Origin of the sequence: Limosilactobacillus caviae (assembly GCF_014635905.1) — a bacterium.
Classification (GTDB): Bacteria; Bacillota; Bacilli; order Lactobacillales; family Lactobacillaceae; genus Limosilactobacillus; species Limosilactobacillus caviae.
This window is the reverse complement of the sequence record NZ_BMDS01000002.1, coordinates 291,696-306,871: the sequence shown is the minus strand read 5'-3', so window position 1 is coordinate 306,871 and position 15,176 is coordinate 291,696. Positions and strand designations below refer to the sequence as shown.

Annotated in this window: 13 protein-coding genes and 1 other RNA gene; 5 read left to right on the top strand and 9 right to left on the bottom strand. The window is 38.6% G+C overall.

Translation table 11 applies throughout. From position 1 onward, the window contains the following. Positions 1 to 144: 144 nt before the first annotated feature. From IEU90_RS04225 to IEU90_RS04205, 5 genes are all read right to left on the bottom strand, one after another. Entirely contained in the window at positions 145 to 1,299 is a 1,155-nt protein-coding gene (locus IEU90_RS04225) for a THUMP domain-containing class I SAM-dependent RNA methyltransferase (protein ID WP_188357771.1), read from the bottom strand. A gap of 99 nt (positions 1,300 to 1,398) precedes the next feature. Further along, positions 1,399 to 1,833, bottom strand: a complete 435-nt coding sequence (locus IEU90_RS04220) for a class Ib ribonucleoside-diphosphate reductase assembly flavoprotein NrdI (protein WP_229723584.1) — start codon at positions 1,831 to 1,833, stop codon at positions 1,399 to 1,401. A gap of 297 nt (positions 1,834 to 2,130) precedes the next feature. Beyond that, positions 2,131 to 2,507: RNase P RNA component class B (gene rnpB, locus IEU90_RS04215), an RNA gene on the bottom strand. Positions 2,508 to 2,540: 33 nt separating this feature from the next. Next, the gene (gpsB, locus tag IEU90_RS04210; protein ID WP_153709636.1) at positions 2,541 to 2,906 is read right to left on the bottom strand and encodes a cell division regulator GpsB; all 366 of its coding nucleotides are present in this window, start codon (positions 2,904 to 2,906) and stop codon (positions 2,541 to 2,543) included. Positions 2,907 to 2,977: 71 nt separating this feature from the next. Next, positions 2,978 to 3,550, bottom strand: coding sequence for an SLOG family protein (locus tag IEU90_RS04205; RefSeq protein ID WP_153709637.1), 573 nt, complete (start codon positions 3,548 to 3,550; stop codon positions 2,978 to 2,980). A 176-nt stretch (positions 3,551 to 3,726) separates the two neighbouring features. Between IEU90_RS04205 and recU the strand changes: the two genes are divergently transcribed. After that, on the top strand, positions 3,727 to 4,341 hold the full coding sequence (recU, locus tag IEU90_RS04200; RefSeq protein WP_188357770.1) for a Holliday junction resolvase RecU: 615 nt from the start codon (positions 3,727 to 3,729) through the stop codon (positions 4,339 to 4,341). Positions 4,342 to 4,352: 11 nt separating this feature from the next. Then, positions 4,353 to 6,590 (top strand): PBP1A family penicillin-binding protein, encoded by a 2,238-nt coding sequence (locus IEU90_RS04195; protein WP_188357769.1) that lies wholly within the window; start codon positions 4,353 to 4,355, stop codon positions 6,588 to 6,590. A gap of 86 nt (positions 6,591 to 6,676) precedes the next feature. Here IEU90_RS04195 and IEU90_RS04190 read toward each other — a convergent pair whose 3' ends face one another. From IEU90_RS04190 to IEU90_RS04175, 4 genes are all read right to left on the bottom strand, one after another. Continuing rightward, positions 6,677 to 7,594: a DMT family transporter gene (locus tag IEU90_RS04190; RefSeq protein ID WP_153709639.1), complete on the bottom strand. Its 918-nt coding sequence runs from the start codon at positions 7,592 to 7,594 to the stop codon at positions 6,677 to 6,679. Between the two features lie 26 nt (positions 7,595 to 7,620). Beyond that, positions 7,621 to 8,325 (bottom strand): DnaD domain-containing protein, encoded by a 705-nt coding sequence (locus tag IEU90_RS04185; RefSeq protein ID WP_153709640.1) that lies wholly within the window; start codon positions 8,323 to 8,325, stop codon positions 7,621 to 7,623. Between the two features lie 86 nt (positions 8,326 to 8,411). Further along, a complete protein-coding gene (locus IEU90_RS04180; protein WP_153709641.1) occupies positions 8,412 to 8,930 on the bottom strand; it encodes a cell wall elongation regulator TseB-like domain-containing protein in 519 nt (172 codons plus the stop codon). An 88-nt stretch (positions 8,931 to 9,018) separates the two neighbouring features. Next, entirely contained in the window at positions 9,019 to 11,883 is a 2,865-nt protein-coding gene (locus IEU90_RS04175) for a helicase C-terminal domain-containing protein (RefSeq protein ID WP_188357768.1), read from the bottom strand. Between the two features lie 217 nt (positions 11,884 to 12,100). Between IEU90_RS04175 and mvk the strand changes: the two genes are divergently transcribed. From mvk to IEU90_RS04160, 3 genes are read left to right on the top strand one after another with little or no spacing between them, the layout of a single operon-like run. Further along, positions 12,101 to 13,051, top strand: a complete 951-nt coding sequence (gene mvk, locus IEU90_RS04170; RefSeq protein ID WP_153709643.1) for a mevalonate kinase — start codon at positions 12,101 to 12,103, stop codon at positions 13,049 to 13,051. Beyond that, positions 13,051 to 14,022 carry a diphosphomevalonate decarboxylase gene (gene mvaD / locus IEU90_RS04165; protein WP_153709644.1) on the top strand — a complete coding sequence of 324 codons (972 nt, stop codon included), beginning with the start codon at positions 13,051 to 13,053 and terminating at the stop codon, positions 14,020 to 14,022. The genes mvk and mvaD overlap by 1 nt, the downstream gene beginning before the upstream one ends. Positions 14,023 to 14,049: 27 nt before the next feature. Beyond that, positions 14,050 to 15,174 carry a phosphomevalonate kinase gene (locus IEU90_RS04160; protein WP_153709645.1) on the top strand — a complete coding sequence of 375 codons (1,125 nt, stop codon included), beginning with the start codon at positions 14,050 to 14,052 and terminating at the stop codon, positions 15,172 to 15,174. Positions 15,175 to 15,176 lie beyond the last annotated feature (2 nt).

Here is a 15,176-nt window from a genome sequence, read left to right as displayed (position 1 = left end):
TAACTAAGCCAAAAAGTCCTGATAATTGTTGAAGAACCTCCAGCAATTATCAGGGCTAAATTTTTATTTAATTAAATATATTAGTTTGCCCCCTGTGTACCCCTCACACTTATTTAAGGCGGCTCAAATTACTTGAACCCCTTGCTATTTCAACGTTTTGAACTTAGAACGATCTTTTTTGCCCCAATACTGGTAAAGGTCAGTTCGCAAGGCTCCATTATAAAGTTTACGGCGTTTAGTTGCCTGTGCACCATAATACTTTTCAAACTCCATATCAGCTGTCAAAATATATTTACTCCACGTAGTTAAAGGACGATAAAGGTCACCCATTTGCCGGTAAAGTTCATGAACTGATTCCTTATCACTTAATCGTTCACCATATGGCGGATTAGCAACGATAACCCCATTAACTTTAGTAGTATGCCAATCCTTTACCGCAAGCTGCTTAAATGTAATATCATGCGTTAACCCTGCGGCACGTGAATTTTCCTGCGCAATATCAATCATATTTTGGTCAATATCATATCCATGAATATCTAGTTCAATATCATAATCAGCTAATGCATCTGCCTCATCGCGTACCTCATCAGACAAACCATCTGGGACCAGGTTTACCCACTGTTCGCTAATAAATGAACGATTGATTCCGGGAGCAATGTTATGACCGTACAGGGCTGCTTCAATCGGGATAGTTCCAGACCCGCATACTGGATCAACAAAGGGATTATCAGGAAACCAGTGAGCAAGCATTACCAAGGCCGCTGCCATATTTTCTTTAAGCGGAGCACCACCTTTATTTTTTCGATAGCCACGTTTAAATAGTCCTTCACCAGTAGTATCGAGCGTTAATAACACATGGTCTTTATTGATGGCAACCTCTAAAGGATATGTAGCCCCTGTTTCTGCCAAACGAGTCCGCCGATGATAAACCTTGCTTAAACGCTGAACAATCGCTTTTTTAGTAATTGCCTGCACGCTTGGAACATTATGTAACTGAGAATTATGACTCTTCCCTTCAACCGGAAAATTTGCGTCTACAGGTAACAAATTCTCCCAAGCAATATTTTCTGTCCGATCAAATAGTTCCTCAAATGAACGAGCATCGAACTCACCAACAATAATTTTCACGCGGTCAGCAGTCCGTAACCATAAATTGGTCCGAATAACATCTTTCATCGTCCCCTGAAATCGGACACGGCTATTTTCAACCTTGACCTCATAGCCAAGATTTCGTAATTCTTTACCTACTAAAGCCTCTATACCTGAAGCTGCAGTAGCAATTAACTGATATGTTTGCACATTAAACTCTCCTTAAGTCAATATTACTAATTATCTATTTTACATTATATTAGTCGCAAAATAAAAAGAAGACGTGTATAAATAAAAGCATCTGGAATTTTATCCAAATGCTTTTTCATTTAAGGTCTTATAAATCCGTTCGATATCACGAGTAGTGCCACGTGATTCAAATGCTGATAATAATGGTAGATCATAATCATGAGCATAAGTTTTGGCGGTTATAACGTACATTTTTCCAAGCGTTAAGTTACCACTACCAATTAATCCTAAGCAACGTTCTACATTCTCATCGCACTCCAAATAATCTCTCATCGGAGTTGTCAAAATTTCTGTCAGAGTTGGCATGAACCTGGTTCCTCCAACCATATAAGTTGGTAAAATCACAAAAAACTCATCCTCGGTTTTCGTCGGAATAGTATCTTCGGAAAGCTCTAGCAGTTCAATGATTGGATTTTCATTATTTAAGTGGTGCTGCTGAGTAGCATACTCTTGGAGACGGTGAGTGAATGAGCGAACATTCCCAGAAAATGACATATATACAATTTTTATTTTCTTATTCATAATTCCCTAAATTTAATACCTATATTATTAATCATCTGATAACTATTTTCTAAAAAGCTACTTTTAATTTATTCCTACACTATTATAATCTGTATTGTTAATAATTGAAATAGTTATTTAAAAACTATTGTTATTTTTGCTTTTATATAGTTAAAATCTCTTAGCAATTCATTTATCAGTAGAAAATTAAATTTGATTTAACCACCAAATAGTATGTGACAAAATTTAAAATAAAAAAACCCGAGCGAACCCGGGTGCCTGTATGCAAGTATCTGTAGGCCATGTTTTGTCGTAATATAATTATCAGGCAAAATTATATCGAGGTAATCATCTATCTCAGAGTATAAAATACTCTCCCCTGGAATCACTTCAATTCGTTATCCAAAGCTCCCCTACCGTAGTTTGGGTTTACCGCTTGAGGGGTTTACCGCGTTCCACCAGCATTGTTTCCAATACTGTATCGTCACTGTGGCACTTTTCAGGAATACTAAGACATAGTTAAAACCTTAGTCTGTTTTTCCGCCGTCACCAAATAAATGGTGCCCCGCCTTATTTTTTCAGCGAGCACAAACACTACAGGCATCGCAGCCTGTGCGAGCATGGACCTTCCTAACACAACACATAGCTGTGCTCAATTACCCAAAACTTGCAATAACTATTAATAAACTATATGACACGCACTAAAGCAAATGTGAGTCATTATTGTTTTCATTACCGTCTAATTGAGAACCGAATACTCGCCGTTCAAGATTAGACAGGCGCTTTAAAATATCCATATTTGTAGCGCTTGATACTGGTTGACGAGAAGCAGTCTGACTGCTCATAGAAGAACCTACTTCTACTTGACGATTAAGTTCGTCAACCTTAGCTCTTAAACGTTCATTATCATCGTTTAAACGTTCAATTTCCTTATTATAGGTGTCATAGTCTTTAATAACATCATCTAAGAAAGCATCAACATCCGCTTCATCATAGCCTTTGCCAATATTTCTCTCCTTAAATTGCTTATGCAAAATATCTTGTGGAGTAAATTTTATGTTATCCAACTTAAACACCTCAATTGTTTAGTTTGCGTAGTCCACTAACTATAATACCAAACCTCAAACAAATTGCAAGACTAAAATCCGCCTTTTTCACGTTGACGTTCCTCCCAGACTTCGGCTTCCTCTTGTAACTCATCAAAGTCGATTAATTCAAGGGAGTAGTCAGCCTGTTCCTCATATCTTTTAATTGCCTGATAGTCATATTTTGTTTTTCCTTCAAATTCTGGATCATAAAGTAAAATTGCTTCATCGGTATGGGTGAGCATAAATTGCTGGTAGTTTCGCAATTGTTGTGGTGATTGATATGGTTTATCTGAAACGTCCGCTGAAAAATCAACTTGTTGAGCAATATTTGTAAGTTTTAATTTATTACTATCATTCCATTGACTGCCAAATTCGGCAAATGGCTGCATTAATGCTGTTCTGATTTCGGGAAACTCTAATTTCAATTCCAGTGCAACTTCAATCCCCCACCTTTCTGCTCCCATTTGCGGACCAGAAATCACCCAAAACTCATCGCTTTCTTGTTCTAATCGTGCCTTTAAAGATTTTTTTAGTACTTCTTTAATTATCTTTACCTTTGGATCATTATCCTTAAAAACATTTAATTCATAACTGCGATAACCCGTAATCCATACTCGTTTCATAAATTCCTCCATCATAATTACAGTTATTTTAAGGTATAAGTTGAAGCGCCTCCGAACTATATCAGTTAGCAGTCACCGTTATAACAATAATCTTACTAAAAACTTGTAATCATCTTGTATCAATCATCAGGCAAGTAGTCTGGTATAATATAGCTCTAGTTAGGAGAGTGATTATCGTGACCATTCACTATCCCAATGGTCAGCAACCTGTACAACACTATAATACACATAATGAATTACCGACACCACATCAATCTATCTATGCTAAGCGTGGGATGTCGCTTGAAGATGAAATCAATCATAGTAATCAGTATTATTTATCGCGCCATATTGCCGTAATTCATAAGAAGCCGACGCCAGTTCAACTAGTTAAGGTTGACTATCCAAAACGAAGTGCAGCCGTTATTCGGGAGGCTTACTTTCGTCGGCCATCTACAACAGACTATAATGGCGTATATCGAGGGTACTATATTGACTTTGATGCAAAAGAGACACGTAATAAAAATTCTTTTCCATTAAAGAACTTCCATCCTCATCAGATTCAACATATGCGTGAGTGTGTAGCACAGGGAGGAATTTGTTTTGCCTTCATAAAGTTCACTGAGCTTGACCTGCTTTATTTGCTTCCCGCTTCAAACCTGTTTAAATACTGGGATCAGCAGCAAAACGGCGGACGTAAGTCAATTTTACGAGCAGATATAGCTAACGAAGGCTACCAAATTCATTATCAACTTAATCCGCGTTTACCATATTTAAATGCTGTTGATAAAATAATTGCTGCAAAAGCGTAAAGGAGTTTACTATGTCAAATGATAATCAGTCAACGCGTAGTGAGCGTCATAACAATAACAACAATGACAATCAACAACGCAATGTTGGCGGCTTAATAAAGAAAATTCTGCTTTGGGTAGCAGGAATTGTCGTCCTACTAATGGTTGCATGTGCAGCTTTATTTTTCTACTATGCATCAAGTGCTCCTAAAATTAGTAGAAATGATTTAACAAGTCAAAGCATTACGACTATTTATGATGATCAAAATCGAGTAATTTCCCGTTTAGGAGCACAAAAACGTGAATATGCTAAGAACAATCAAATTCCAAAGCAACTTAAAAATGCCGTTGTTTCGATTGAAGATCGTCGTTTTTATAAGCACCACGGTGTTGATACCATTCGTATTTTAGGTGCTGCGACATCTAATATTTTTGGCCGTTCATCCGGAATGCAGGGGGGAAGTACTTTAACCCAGCAATTGGTTAAATTATCCGTCTTTTCTACTGCTGCATCAGATCGAACGTTAAAGCGAAAAGCCCAGGAAGCGTGGTTAGCAATCAACGTTGAGCGTCACTTTAGCAAAAATCAAATTCTCGGTTTTTACATTAACAAGGTATATATGGGAAATGGGATTTATGGAATGCAAACTGCCGCTCAATATTATTACGGAAAAGATTTAAACGACCTCGATCTTTCACAATTAGCACTCCTCGCCGGGATGCCACAGTCACCAACCTACTATAACCCGTTAGTAAGTAATACTAAATACGCCACTCAACGGCGAAATGAAGTTCTAAATGCGATGGTACGGAGCAATTATATTACCCAGGCTCAAGCTAACCAGGCTGCTAGTGAAAGCGTTACTGCTGGGTTAGACCCAGACCATGGTAATATTTCTGGTAGCGGCACTGCTGTTAAAGCAAAAGTTGTTGATCCATACGTAAAACAAGTTTTAGCAGATCTTCAGGCACAAGGATATAACCCTTATAGTGATGGGTTAAAAGTTCATACTAATTTAGACTTAGATGCTCAACAACACCTATACGATGCTGCAAATGGCGGTGTACAGTTCCAAAGCGATAAAATGCAAACGGGGGTTGCGGTCACTGATCCCCACAACGGGCAAATTATCGCAATGCTTGGCGGACGTCATACAGGTAATGTTGTTTATGGACTTAATCGAGCTGTTCAAAGCAATCGAAGCTCTGGTTCAACCGCTAAGCCATTAATGGATTACGGGCCTGCTATTGAATACCTTCAATGGCCAACATTTAAATCAATCGCTGATACACGGTTTGTATTCCCTGGTACTAATACTGTCTTACATGACTTTGATAAGAAATATAAAGGAACAATGACAATGCGTGATGCCCTGGTTCAATCACGAAATGTCCCGGCTATCCGCGCACTACAAGCCGTTGGAATTAAACGTGCCACTAGCTTTTTAGATGGTTTAGGAATTTCTCAAAAGCAACCATATACCTTACAAAATGGGATTGCCTTATATATTTCTCCTCTTCAAGTTTCTGCTGCCTACGCGGCTTTTGCTAATGGCGGTACTTACTATAAGCCTTACTACATCAATTCAATTACTACACAAGATGGCGCTGTAAAGCAATTCAATCCTAAGGGTCAACGGGCAATGAATAAGGCAACTGCCTACATGATTACCGATATGCTTAAAGGAGTATTTACAGACTCTCAAGGTAGTGCGACTGCTGCCAAAATTGATGGTGTAAATCAAGCTGGTAAAACTGGTACAACTAACTATCCAGGCAACTCAGGACAATCTGGCGTTATGGATTCCTGGATGGCTGGTTACACGAAGAACTATTCAATTGCTGTATGGACGGGATATGATCACCCGCTTGAACCAGGTGGCAGTATCTCTGAACAATATGTAAAATCAGCGCAATTGCTTTACAAAGATCTAATGCAGTATCTTGATAGTCAAAATCATGCTTCTGATTGGACAATGCCTGATACAGTTGAAGCAGTTCGTGTTAAAGGTAAGCGTCAACTGGTCATTCGTGACTCTAAATGGGCTTTTGAATATACCGAAGACACATCAGACAATCATAATAGCAGTTCTTCTAATAGTTCCAGCGAGTCGTCATCAAGCTCATCAAGTTCTTCCTCAAGCAGTAGTGAAAGCCGAGCAGAAGAACGAAATAATGGCTCTAGTCAATCTTCATCATCGAGTAGCACCTCAGCAGCTAGTTCTAGTTCCTCTGCACCAGCAACACAGCCAAGTGCTACTCCACAATAATTATTTAATAAATAATTTGCAGCTAAAAAGGACTCAAAGTTTCAACCAGTACTCTGGAGAAGCTTTGAGTCCTTTTTCATTTTCTTTTAATAATGAATCGTATGTTTTCTTCGACCATTCTGTAAGACATAAACGGCAATGATAACTAAAACAATACCTAAAATTTCTGCCCAATTAAGGTTCAGATGGAAGAAGATGACACTTAATATCGAAGTTGTAATTGGCTGAACAGCATCCATAATACTAACCACATCTGATGGAGCATACTTAGTTGCGTGGAGTAAAATTCCAAATGGCAGAATTGTGCCAAACAGTACCACAGTAGCAACCGATGCTACCAATGTTGTAGAAATATGTGGTGGATTAACCCAAAATGGCCGATATAAATTAAATAGGATTCCTGCAATCATTGTTCCCCAACCTAAAACAACAATCGGCGGATTTTCATCGGCAGCCCGTTGCGGCAATACAACATAAAAAGCGGCAGTAATCCCTGAACCTAACCCCCACAGCAACGAAACAAGCGGTAATGCTAATTGTGTAAAGTTCCCGCGTGTAATACATAATGCAACCCCAATTAAAGCAATAACAAACGAAATAATATCACTTCTAAATGGGCGGCGATGCATAAAAATAATTCCGCCAAGCACAATAAATAGCGGCGAAAGATATTGGAGAATCGTAGCTGCTGATGCATTCCCCGTTTGAATAGCATAGTAAAAAGTTAGTAAATTAGCCATTAATCCTAAGATGGCATAACTAATAACTGAAATCGCAGTTGCCCGCGTTTTAAACACATTAAAAATCTTTTTTCCATATAAAATTACACTAATTATTAATAAGATGATCCCTGCTGAGAATGTCCGCATAGATAGCATCCACGTGGCAGGAATGGCTAAATTTTGTGAAATCAACTGAAGGACTGTTCCAGAAATCCCCCACATTGCAGACGCAACTGCTGCCCATATAATTCCCTTCATTACCTGAGAAGAAGATTTTTCCATGTCAACCACCCTTATATTAAATTATTTTATTCGCCTAATTTATAAATTGGTATTTTAGGCTTTCCCAATGTCTTCTTTATTGCTTTTTGTCCTGATGCTTTTCGCTGCTCAAACCGCTTTTCATGCTCACCAATATCCCGTTCGGTCCTCAACCCTTGACGATTCCAACTCTGAAGGATTCGATCCATATACTGGAGATTTAAGGCGCTATTCATTACCGCTTGTCGCAGTGCCAGCTTAATCATTACTGCGGAATAATTATCTTTATCAAGCCAGTCATTAACAATTTGCAGTTCCATTGATGAAAGCGGTCGCCCAAATTCTGCTTCAAGCTGATTAAATGTTTCGGCTCGTGTGGCAGTATTTTCAACCTTAATAGATAATTCGTTATCATTCTCATTTAGTAGTACTAATTTATTTATTAGTAAAGAAAAATCATATATTGCATCTTCTTTACCATTATCTAGTTTCCGCATTTTTTGCTCTACTAAGTGGTTTGTCATCATTTGGTGAAGCTGTTCAAATACTTGCCGTTCTTCTGTCCCCAAATTTTTTGCAATAGTTCTTACATCAGGGTTCATTATCCCCCGATCTTGATAAGATTTAAATTGCAGATAAAGTACAAACTGTGAAGTTGTCATCCCTAATTCTTTATAATGGTGCAATAATAAATTGCTGATATTCGTTTCACCAGCTTGTAAATAATGCTGTAATAAGTCAACATCTGCCATTTGATCAACTCCTTTACATCACTCTCAGCAAAAGTAAAGAGACTGAGTAATCCCAGCCTCCATAAAATTATCAGTCCTAATTTATACTAAAGATTATTAATATTTTGAACATATTGTCCAGTCTTAAAATTGATCAAATCGTAGCATAAATTTCCTTTTTGGTTACGATATGTAACTTCCCAGACCGTCTTATCATTAAATATTCCTGGAGCAACTTTTAAGATTTCGCGTGGCTTCCTATTTTCCTTAGTCATTGTTCGTGCCTCAGCAGCAGTGATCCCAGATGATTGTTTTAATACTCTAATCTTACCGCCATGTTGTGGAACGATGACGAGAATAGGCTGATTTTTCTGATTTTTACCACTAATTGCATAATAAGTGCTTTCCCGATTATAAATATAAAACTGATCAGGCGAACGTAAATGCGCATATTTTTCCGCAAGCGATATAGTTTGTCGGCGTGCCGCATTTCGTGGCTGGCTGCTAACAGCAAATACACTCCATACGATTAATAAAATTAGTAGGATCGCAATTAAAAGGTTACGAATCGTCCGCATCGAGGAACCACGACTCTGTTCACGTTGAACTTCTCGTCGACTCTGCATATAATTCCCTCTTATTCTTTACTTTTTTGACCTTGCTTGGCAATCGTTTTGATTATACCAGAAATAACTAAATAAAAGTTGATAAAGTTTATTTAACTTTTTCATTACCGTTACCCATTAAAAAAGTTTGCGTTGTTGTTATAAGCTCACTCGTTTTCTGTGCGCTAACTGGCAAATCAGCCGGCAAACTATTGAGGATGGTCTGACCATAGCGTCTAGTTTTCAGCCGCGGATCAAGCACAATTGCAATACCACGATCTTCTTCTGTTCTTAACAAGCGACCAATCCCCTGCCGTAACCGCATCGTTGCTTTTGGTAGTTCTGAATGATAGAAAGGATTCTTCCCTTGTTGCTGCAACAACTTATTATGGGCACGGTTCATAATCTCATCTGGTGAGTCAAATGGTAATCTTGTAATGATTAGCAGCTCCAATGCCGAGCTAGGAAGGTCAATCCCCTCCCAGAAACTCGATGCCCCTAGTAAGATGGAATTTTGGCCGCTACTAAATTGCTTTAATATTTTATCGCGGTTACCCGTAATCCCCTGCGCTAAAATATCACGTTGATCAAATAAGTCTGTTTCCCTTAATTGACTATAAACTTGCTCAATCATTACTAGGGAATTAAATAAGATCATTGTTTGATACCGCGCATTTTTAGTCAACCGATAAATCGTATTACTAAGATATTTAATATAGTCAATATTGTTCTGTGCACTAGGAACCGGTGCATCTTCAGCAATTAGCAGCTTTGCGTTATGCTGGTAATCAAACGGCGATGCAAATCGTCTAGTTAATGTATTATTACGATCCAGATCTAATTGATTGTATAAATATTGTGACCGTGCCGATGTAAAAAGCGTAGCACCTACAAATAGCGGTTGAGCAAAATAAGGATAGACATTTTTAGTTAAGTAATGCGTTGTTTCCAATAAACCTCCACTAAGCTGTAAAGTACTTTGTTCAGTTGATTGGCGGATGGTTATCCAAAAAGCCGCTGCATCCCCTTGTTGCTGCAGGGTGTCACTAAACTCATTCAATGTTTGATCTGCTTCAATTAATTTTGCTAATTGGCTTTGAAATTGACTCATTAGGTAACGATCACTTAGTAACCAACGATCGCTTTGACTAGTAAAAAGATGGCTTAAAGCGGAGAAATGCAACTGAACACTACTTAGTGCCTGCTCTAATTTCATCATGATCGGTCCGCCAATATCTAAGACTTCCATTACTTGGTCATTGCGGAGCGGCTGCTCAATAAGTTCATTATCCGGGTTACCAGTTGAATTTGCCATAAACTGACGGTAAAGAGCCTGTTGAAAGAGATCTACTGCTTCTTCAACCGCATTCAAATCTCCCCGAAGCAGTTCAACATTATAACTCCCCAATGCTTGCTCAGCAAAGATATCGGTTAAATTACGATCGCTCCCATTATTAACTAAATTCGACATCACATGAACAGCTGTCCGCAATCGCTGGAAATTAAATGTTCGTCGAGAACGCTTCAAAATACTTTCGCTTAAGTGCTGTGCCTCATCAATCACTAAGTAAGGACGCCGTGTTCCATCTCCTAGGTCTTGAGCATGGGCTACGAGATAAGCATGATTGGTAATAATAATGTCCGCTTGGTGCAAACGCTTTTCACGCCGAACTAGAAAATCATCATGATAGAAAGCATTTGATGAATTAAGGGTCCGAACACCTTGGTGACGAATTTCAGTAAAGTAAGGTGACTGTTGGGAATTCAAATTAAGTTCATCTAAATCGCCAGTCTGGGTTGATAATAGCCAAACTAAAATTTTAGCTTTTAATAATTGAACAAGCTTTGAATCTTCAATTACGCTTAAAGAATGGACAAATCGTGCAAGGTCTAAATAATGGTGATTTCCTTTAATAATGACACTATTCATCTTAAAAGGAAGAACCTTATTTAATTGTGCAATTGAAGTGTCAATAATTTGCTGTTGTAAAACATTAGTTGCGGTACTAATCACGATCTTTTTATTTGGATAAGCAGCATAACTTAGCGGGAATAAGTAGCCCAATGTTTTACCAACACCTGTACCTGCTTCAACGATCATATTTTTAGGTTCATCATGAGTATAGTTATTGTAAATACTATTCATCATCTTTGCCTGAATAGGCCGTAGTTTCAAGGCATCGCGATATATTTTTTCTTTAGCCTTTTTAGTTGAAGGATATTTATATGCTTCTCTTTTGCCAGTTGCGGTTATCGGACGCGACTTATGAAGAACGATTCCATGAGAAACATACAATTCTTCACTTAATGGTCGTGGTTTTTTATGCCGTTGCTGTAGTTCAGCATCAAAAACGCCTGCCGTTTGTTGCGGTAAATTAAGCTTCAGTTGCGAAAGCTTCTCAAGTGTAAGCGTAGGAAGAGCTTGGACTTTTTTTAACAGATCATTAAGCAGTTCTGCTGTTGCTTCAGCATCTGATACGGCACTATGCGGATGATCGTGTTCAATATGCAGTGAACTTGTCAAATCACGTAACCGAAAGCTTTTTGCTGTTGGCAGAAGAATCTGACTGAGAGTTACTGTATCTATTGCTGGAATTGATAATGAGGGATAACCGGCTCTTTCCAATTCTGCATTTAAAAACGGAAAATCAAAATTAACATTATGTGCCACAAATGTTGTCCCCGTTAGCAAACTATATATTGTACCGGCAACATCCTCAAATAAGGGTGCTTTGCGGACATCTTTGTCTTCAATCCCTGTTAATTGGACAATCGAGCGCGGTATCTTCTCTCGTGGATTTATCTTTGTTTCAAAGTGATTTATGATTTTGCCATCTTGAACAAGAACACACCCAATTTGAATGATTCGATCACCGTGATTAACATTTGTTCCTGTTGTTTCTAAGTCAACAACTGAGTAGATTGGCGCTTTTTTATCACGCTTCTTTATGCGCTGACTACTACGCTGTGCCACAATATCACCATATTTCTCCGAAGTTATAATATACAAAATTACTAAATATTCTAAAGTAAATAATACACCATTCTACTATAAATTTCTCATTTTTACATAGTCCATAAATTTTCATAGCAAAATATTTAGATTTGGTAACATCCGTAATCGTTTTTAGCTAGAATCAATGTTTTATGCTATGATTAAATTTGAATTTTTAAGTAGAAAGTAGGTTACGATGGTGAAACAACAAGGGATTGGTACTAGCCATGCGAAAATCATTTTAATGGGAGAACATAGCGTAGTATACGGTCAACCAGCAATTGCCCTTCCATTGCCAAGTGTCCGCCTAACTGCTACATTAACTAGTCGCCAAGATAACCAGCAAATTATTAAAAGTCGGTATTACCATGGTGATTTAGAGAATTTACCATCCTCTATGGCCGGGATTAAAAAATTAGTTGAAGCTTTATCTGCTCGGTTTAATGCTCAAGAAAGAGGCTGGGATTTAACCGTTGAAAGTCAATTACCTGCCGAACGCGGTATGGGTTCTTCAGCAGCAAGTGCGATTGCAATCATTCGTGCATCTTTTGATTACTATGATGAACCGCTCGATCGAACAGTACTGCTTCAGCTTGCTGACATTGAGGAACAAGTTACCCACCGTAGTCCCTCAGGTTTAGATGCGGCTACCGTTAGTTCTGAAAAGCCGCTTTTTTATATCAAAGGTCGAATTGGCGTCCCAATCGAAATGAATTTAGACGCTTCATTAGTTATTGCAGACACCGGAATAAAAGGCGCTACTAAAGAGGCAATTACTGCCGTTAAAGATGAACTAAAAACTAATAAAGAATATGCTGAAACCCGTATCAGCCATCTTGGCGAATTAGTAAATCAAACTAAGAACTATTTAGCTAAAAATGACGTTGAACATTTAGGAGAAGCACTTAACTTTGCACAAACCGATTTGGCAGCACTCAATGTATCAGATCCTTCGTTAGACCATTTAATCCATATTGCACGAGATAATGGCGCATTAGGTGCTAAATTAACCGGTGGTGGCCGTGGTGGCTGTATGATTGCACTTGCACGAACAGCGATGGGTGCTCGTCGACTGGCAAGTATTTTAAAAGAAAACGGAGCACAACAAGTTTGGCTTCAACCACTTGATAAGCGAGGTAATGACTAATGGCAACAGCAAAAGCACATACAAATATCGCGCTCGTCAAATACTGGGGAAAAGAAAATCAAGAACTAATCATTCCGCAAACAGATAGTCTCTCCCTCACGCTTAACGAATTTTATACGACAACCACCGTAAACTTTGACGATCAGCTCACTTCCGACCAAGTTTACGTTGACAAACAATTGCTTGATCAGCAGGATGCTAAAAAAGTTGTTCATATTTTAAATCTTGTGCGGGAACTGAGCGGAATTAATTATTTTGCAAAGGTTAATTCTACCAATCATGTTCCTACTGCTGCTGGCCTTGCATCATCTGCATCAGCTTTTGCCGCGCTTGCAGGAGCAGCTAGTTCTGCCGCGGGATTAAAATTATCGTCCCGTGATCTTTCTCGTTTAGCGCGTCGTGGTTCTGGTTCTGCCACTAGGTCTATCTATGGTGGCTTAGTGGAATGGCAAAAAGGAACCGATGATCAATCATCATTTGCCAAACCAATTTTAGAAGACGTTGATTTCCCTATTGAAATGTTAGCAGTGTTAGTCAATACCAAGAAGAAAAAAATCTCAAGCCGGTCTGGAATGCAATCTAGTGTTGCCACTTCACCTTACTATGATGCTTGGCGAAAAGTGGTAGCTCGGGATATGACCGCCATTAAAAAAGCAATCAAAGCTAAAGATATTGACCTAATCGGACATATTGCCGAAGAAAATGCTTTGCGAATGCATGCGCTAACACTGTCTGCCGATCCTGGATTTACCTACTTTAATGCCGAAACACTAACCATTATTAAGGCAGTTCAGGACTTGCGTAATAATGGGATAAACTGCTATTATACGATGGATGCCGGTCCAAATGTAAAAGTTATCTATGACCGTATGAACCGAGAAAAAATCGTTACTAAATTAAGCAATATTATTGGTCATGATCGGTTGGTGGTTTCACAACCGGGACCCGGAATAAAAATTTGGAATGAATAAAATTTAATGATAAGGGGACTTTAAATTTTGATTACTGAAAAAGCACCAGGTAAATTGTATATTGCCGGTGAATATGCCGTTGTTGAAAATGGTTATCCGGCTATTTTAGTTGCATTAGATCAATTCGTTACTTGTACTATTGAAGAAAGTGCTGAGGAAGTCGGCCAAATTATCAGCCGCCAATATAATAATGATCAGCTTTCATGGCGGAGACGCGGTGATCAAATGGTTGTTGACAAGCGTGATAACCCATTTTCCTATATTCTTTCAGCGATTAAAGTAACAGAAGAATATGCACGAACTTTTAGCCGTGATTTGCGAATTTTTAATATTCACATCGATAGTCAGCTTGACAGCGCTAATGGCAGAAAATATGGTTTAGGATCTTCAGCAGCTGTTACGGTAGCAACCGTTAAGGCCCTTTGCCACTTCTATAACCTGCCAGTTAATAAGGACCAGATTTTTAAATTAGCGGCAATCGCCCACTTTGAAGTTCAAGGTAACGGTTCACTTGGTGATGTAGCTGCTTCCGTATATGGCGGATGGATTTCTTATCATTCATTTGACCGTCAATGGTTAGCACAACAACGTAAGTATTTAGATTTAAAAACAATTATTGACCTACCCTGGCCTGACCTTGATATTGAATCGTTAAAGGCGCCTAAAAATCTAGAACTATTAATTGGGTGGACTGGGAAACCAGCTTCCACTTCCCAACTAGTTGATAAGATTTCACTCTTTAAGGCCCGTCGTCAAAGTGAATACCAGCGTTTTCTTGAGAAGAGTAAGTCTTGTATCCAACGAATGGTTGACGGTTTTCATCAGCAAGACCTTGAGGCGATCAAAAACGAAATTCGTTATAATCGCGACCTGTTAAAACAGCTTGGCACTAACTCAGGAGTAAATATTGAAACAGAAGCATTGGCAAAGCTTTGTCAAATTGCGGAATCCTTTGGTGGCGCAGCAAAAACTTCTGGTGCTGGCGGTGGTGATTGCGGAATTGTCGCAATTGATAGTAATTCAAATTTTGGAAATGTTTTGAAGAGCTGGACTAAGAACCATATTGAGCAGCTTCCTCTTTCAGTTCATTTTATTGATAGTGCTAAAAGCCTTAAGACATCCGTTAAAAATCATCTTTCATATATTAAATAACT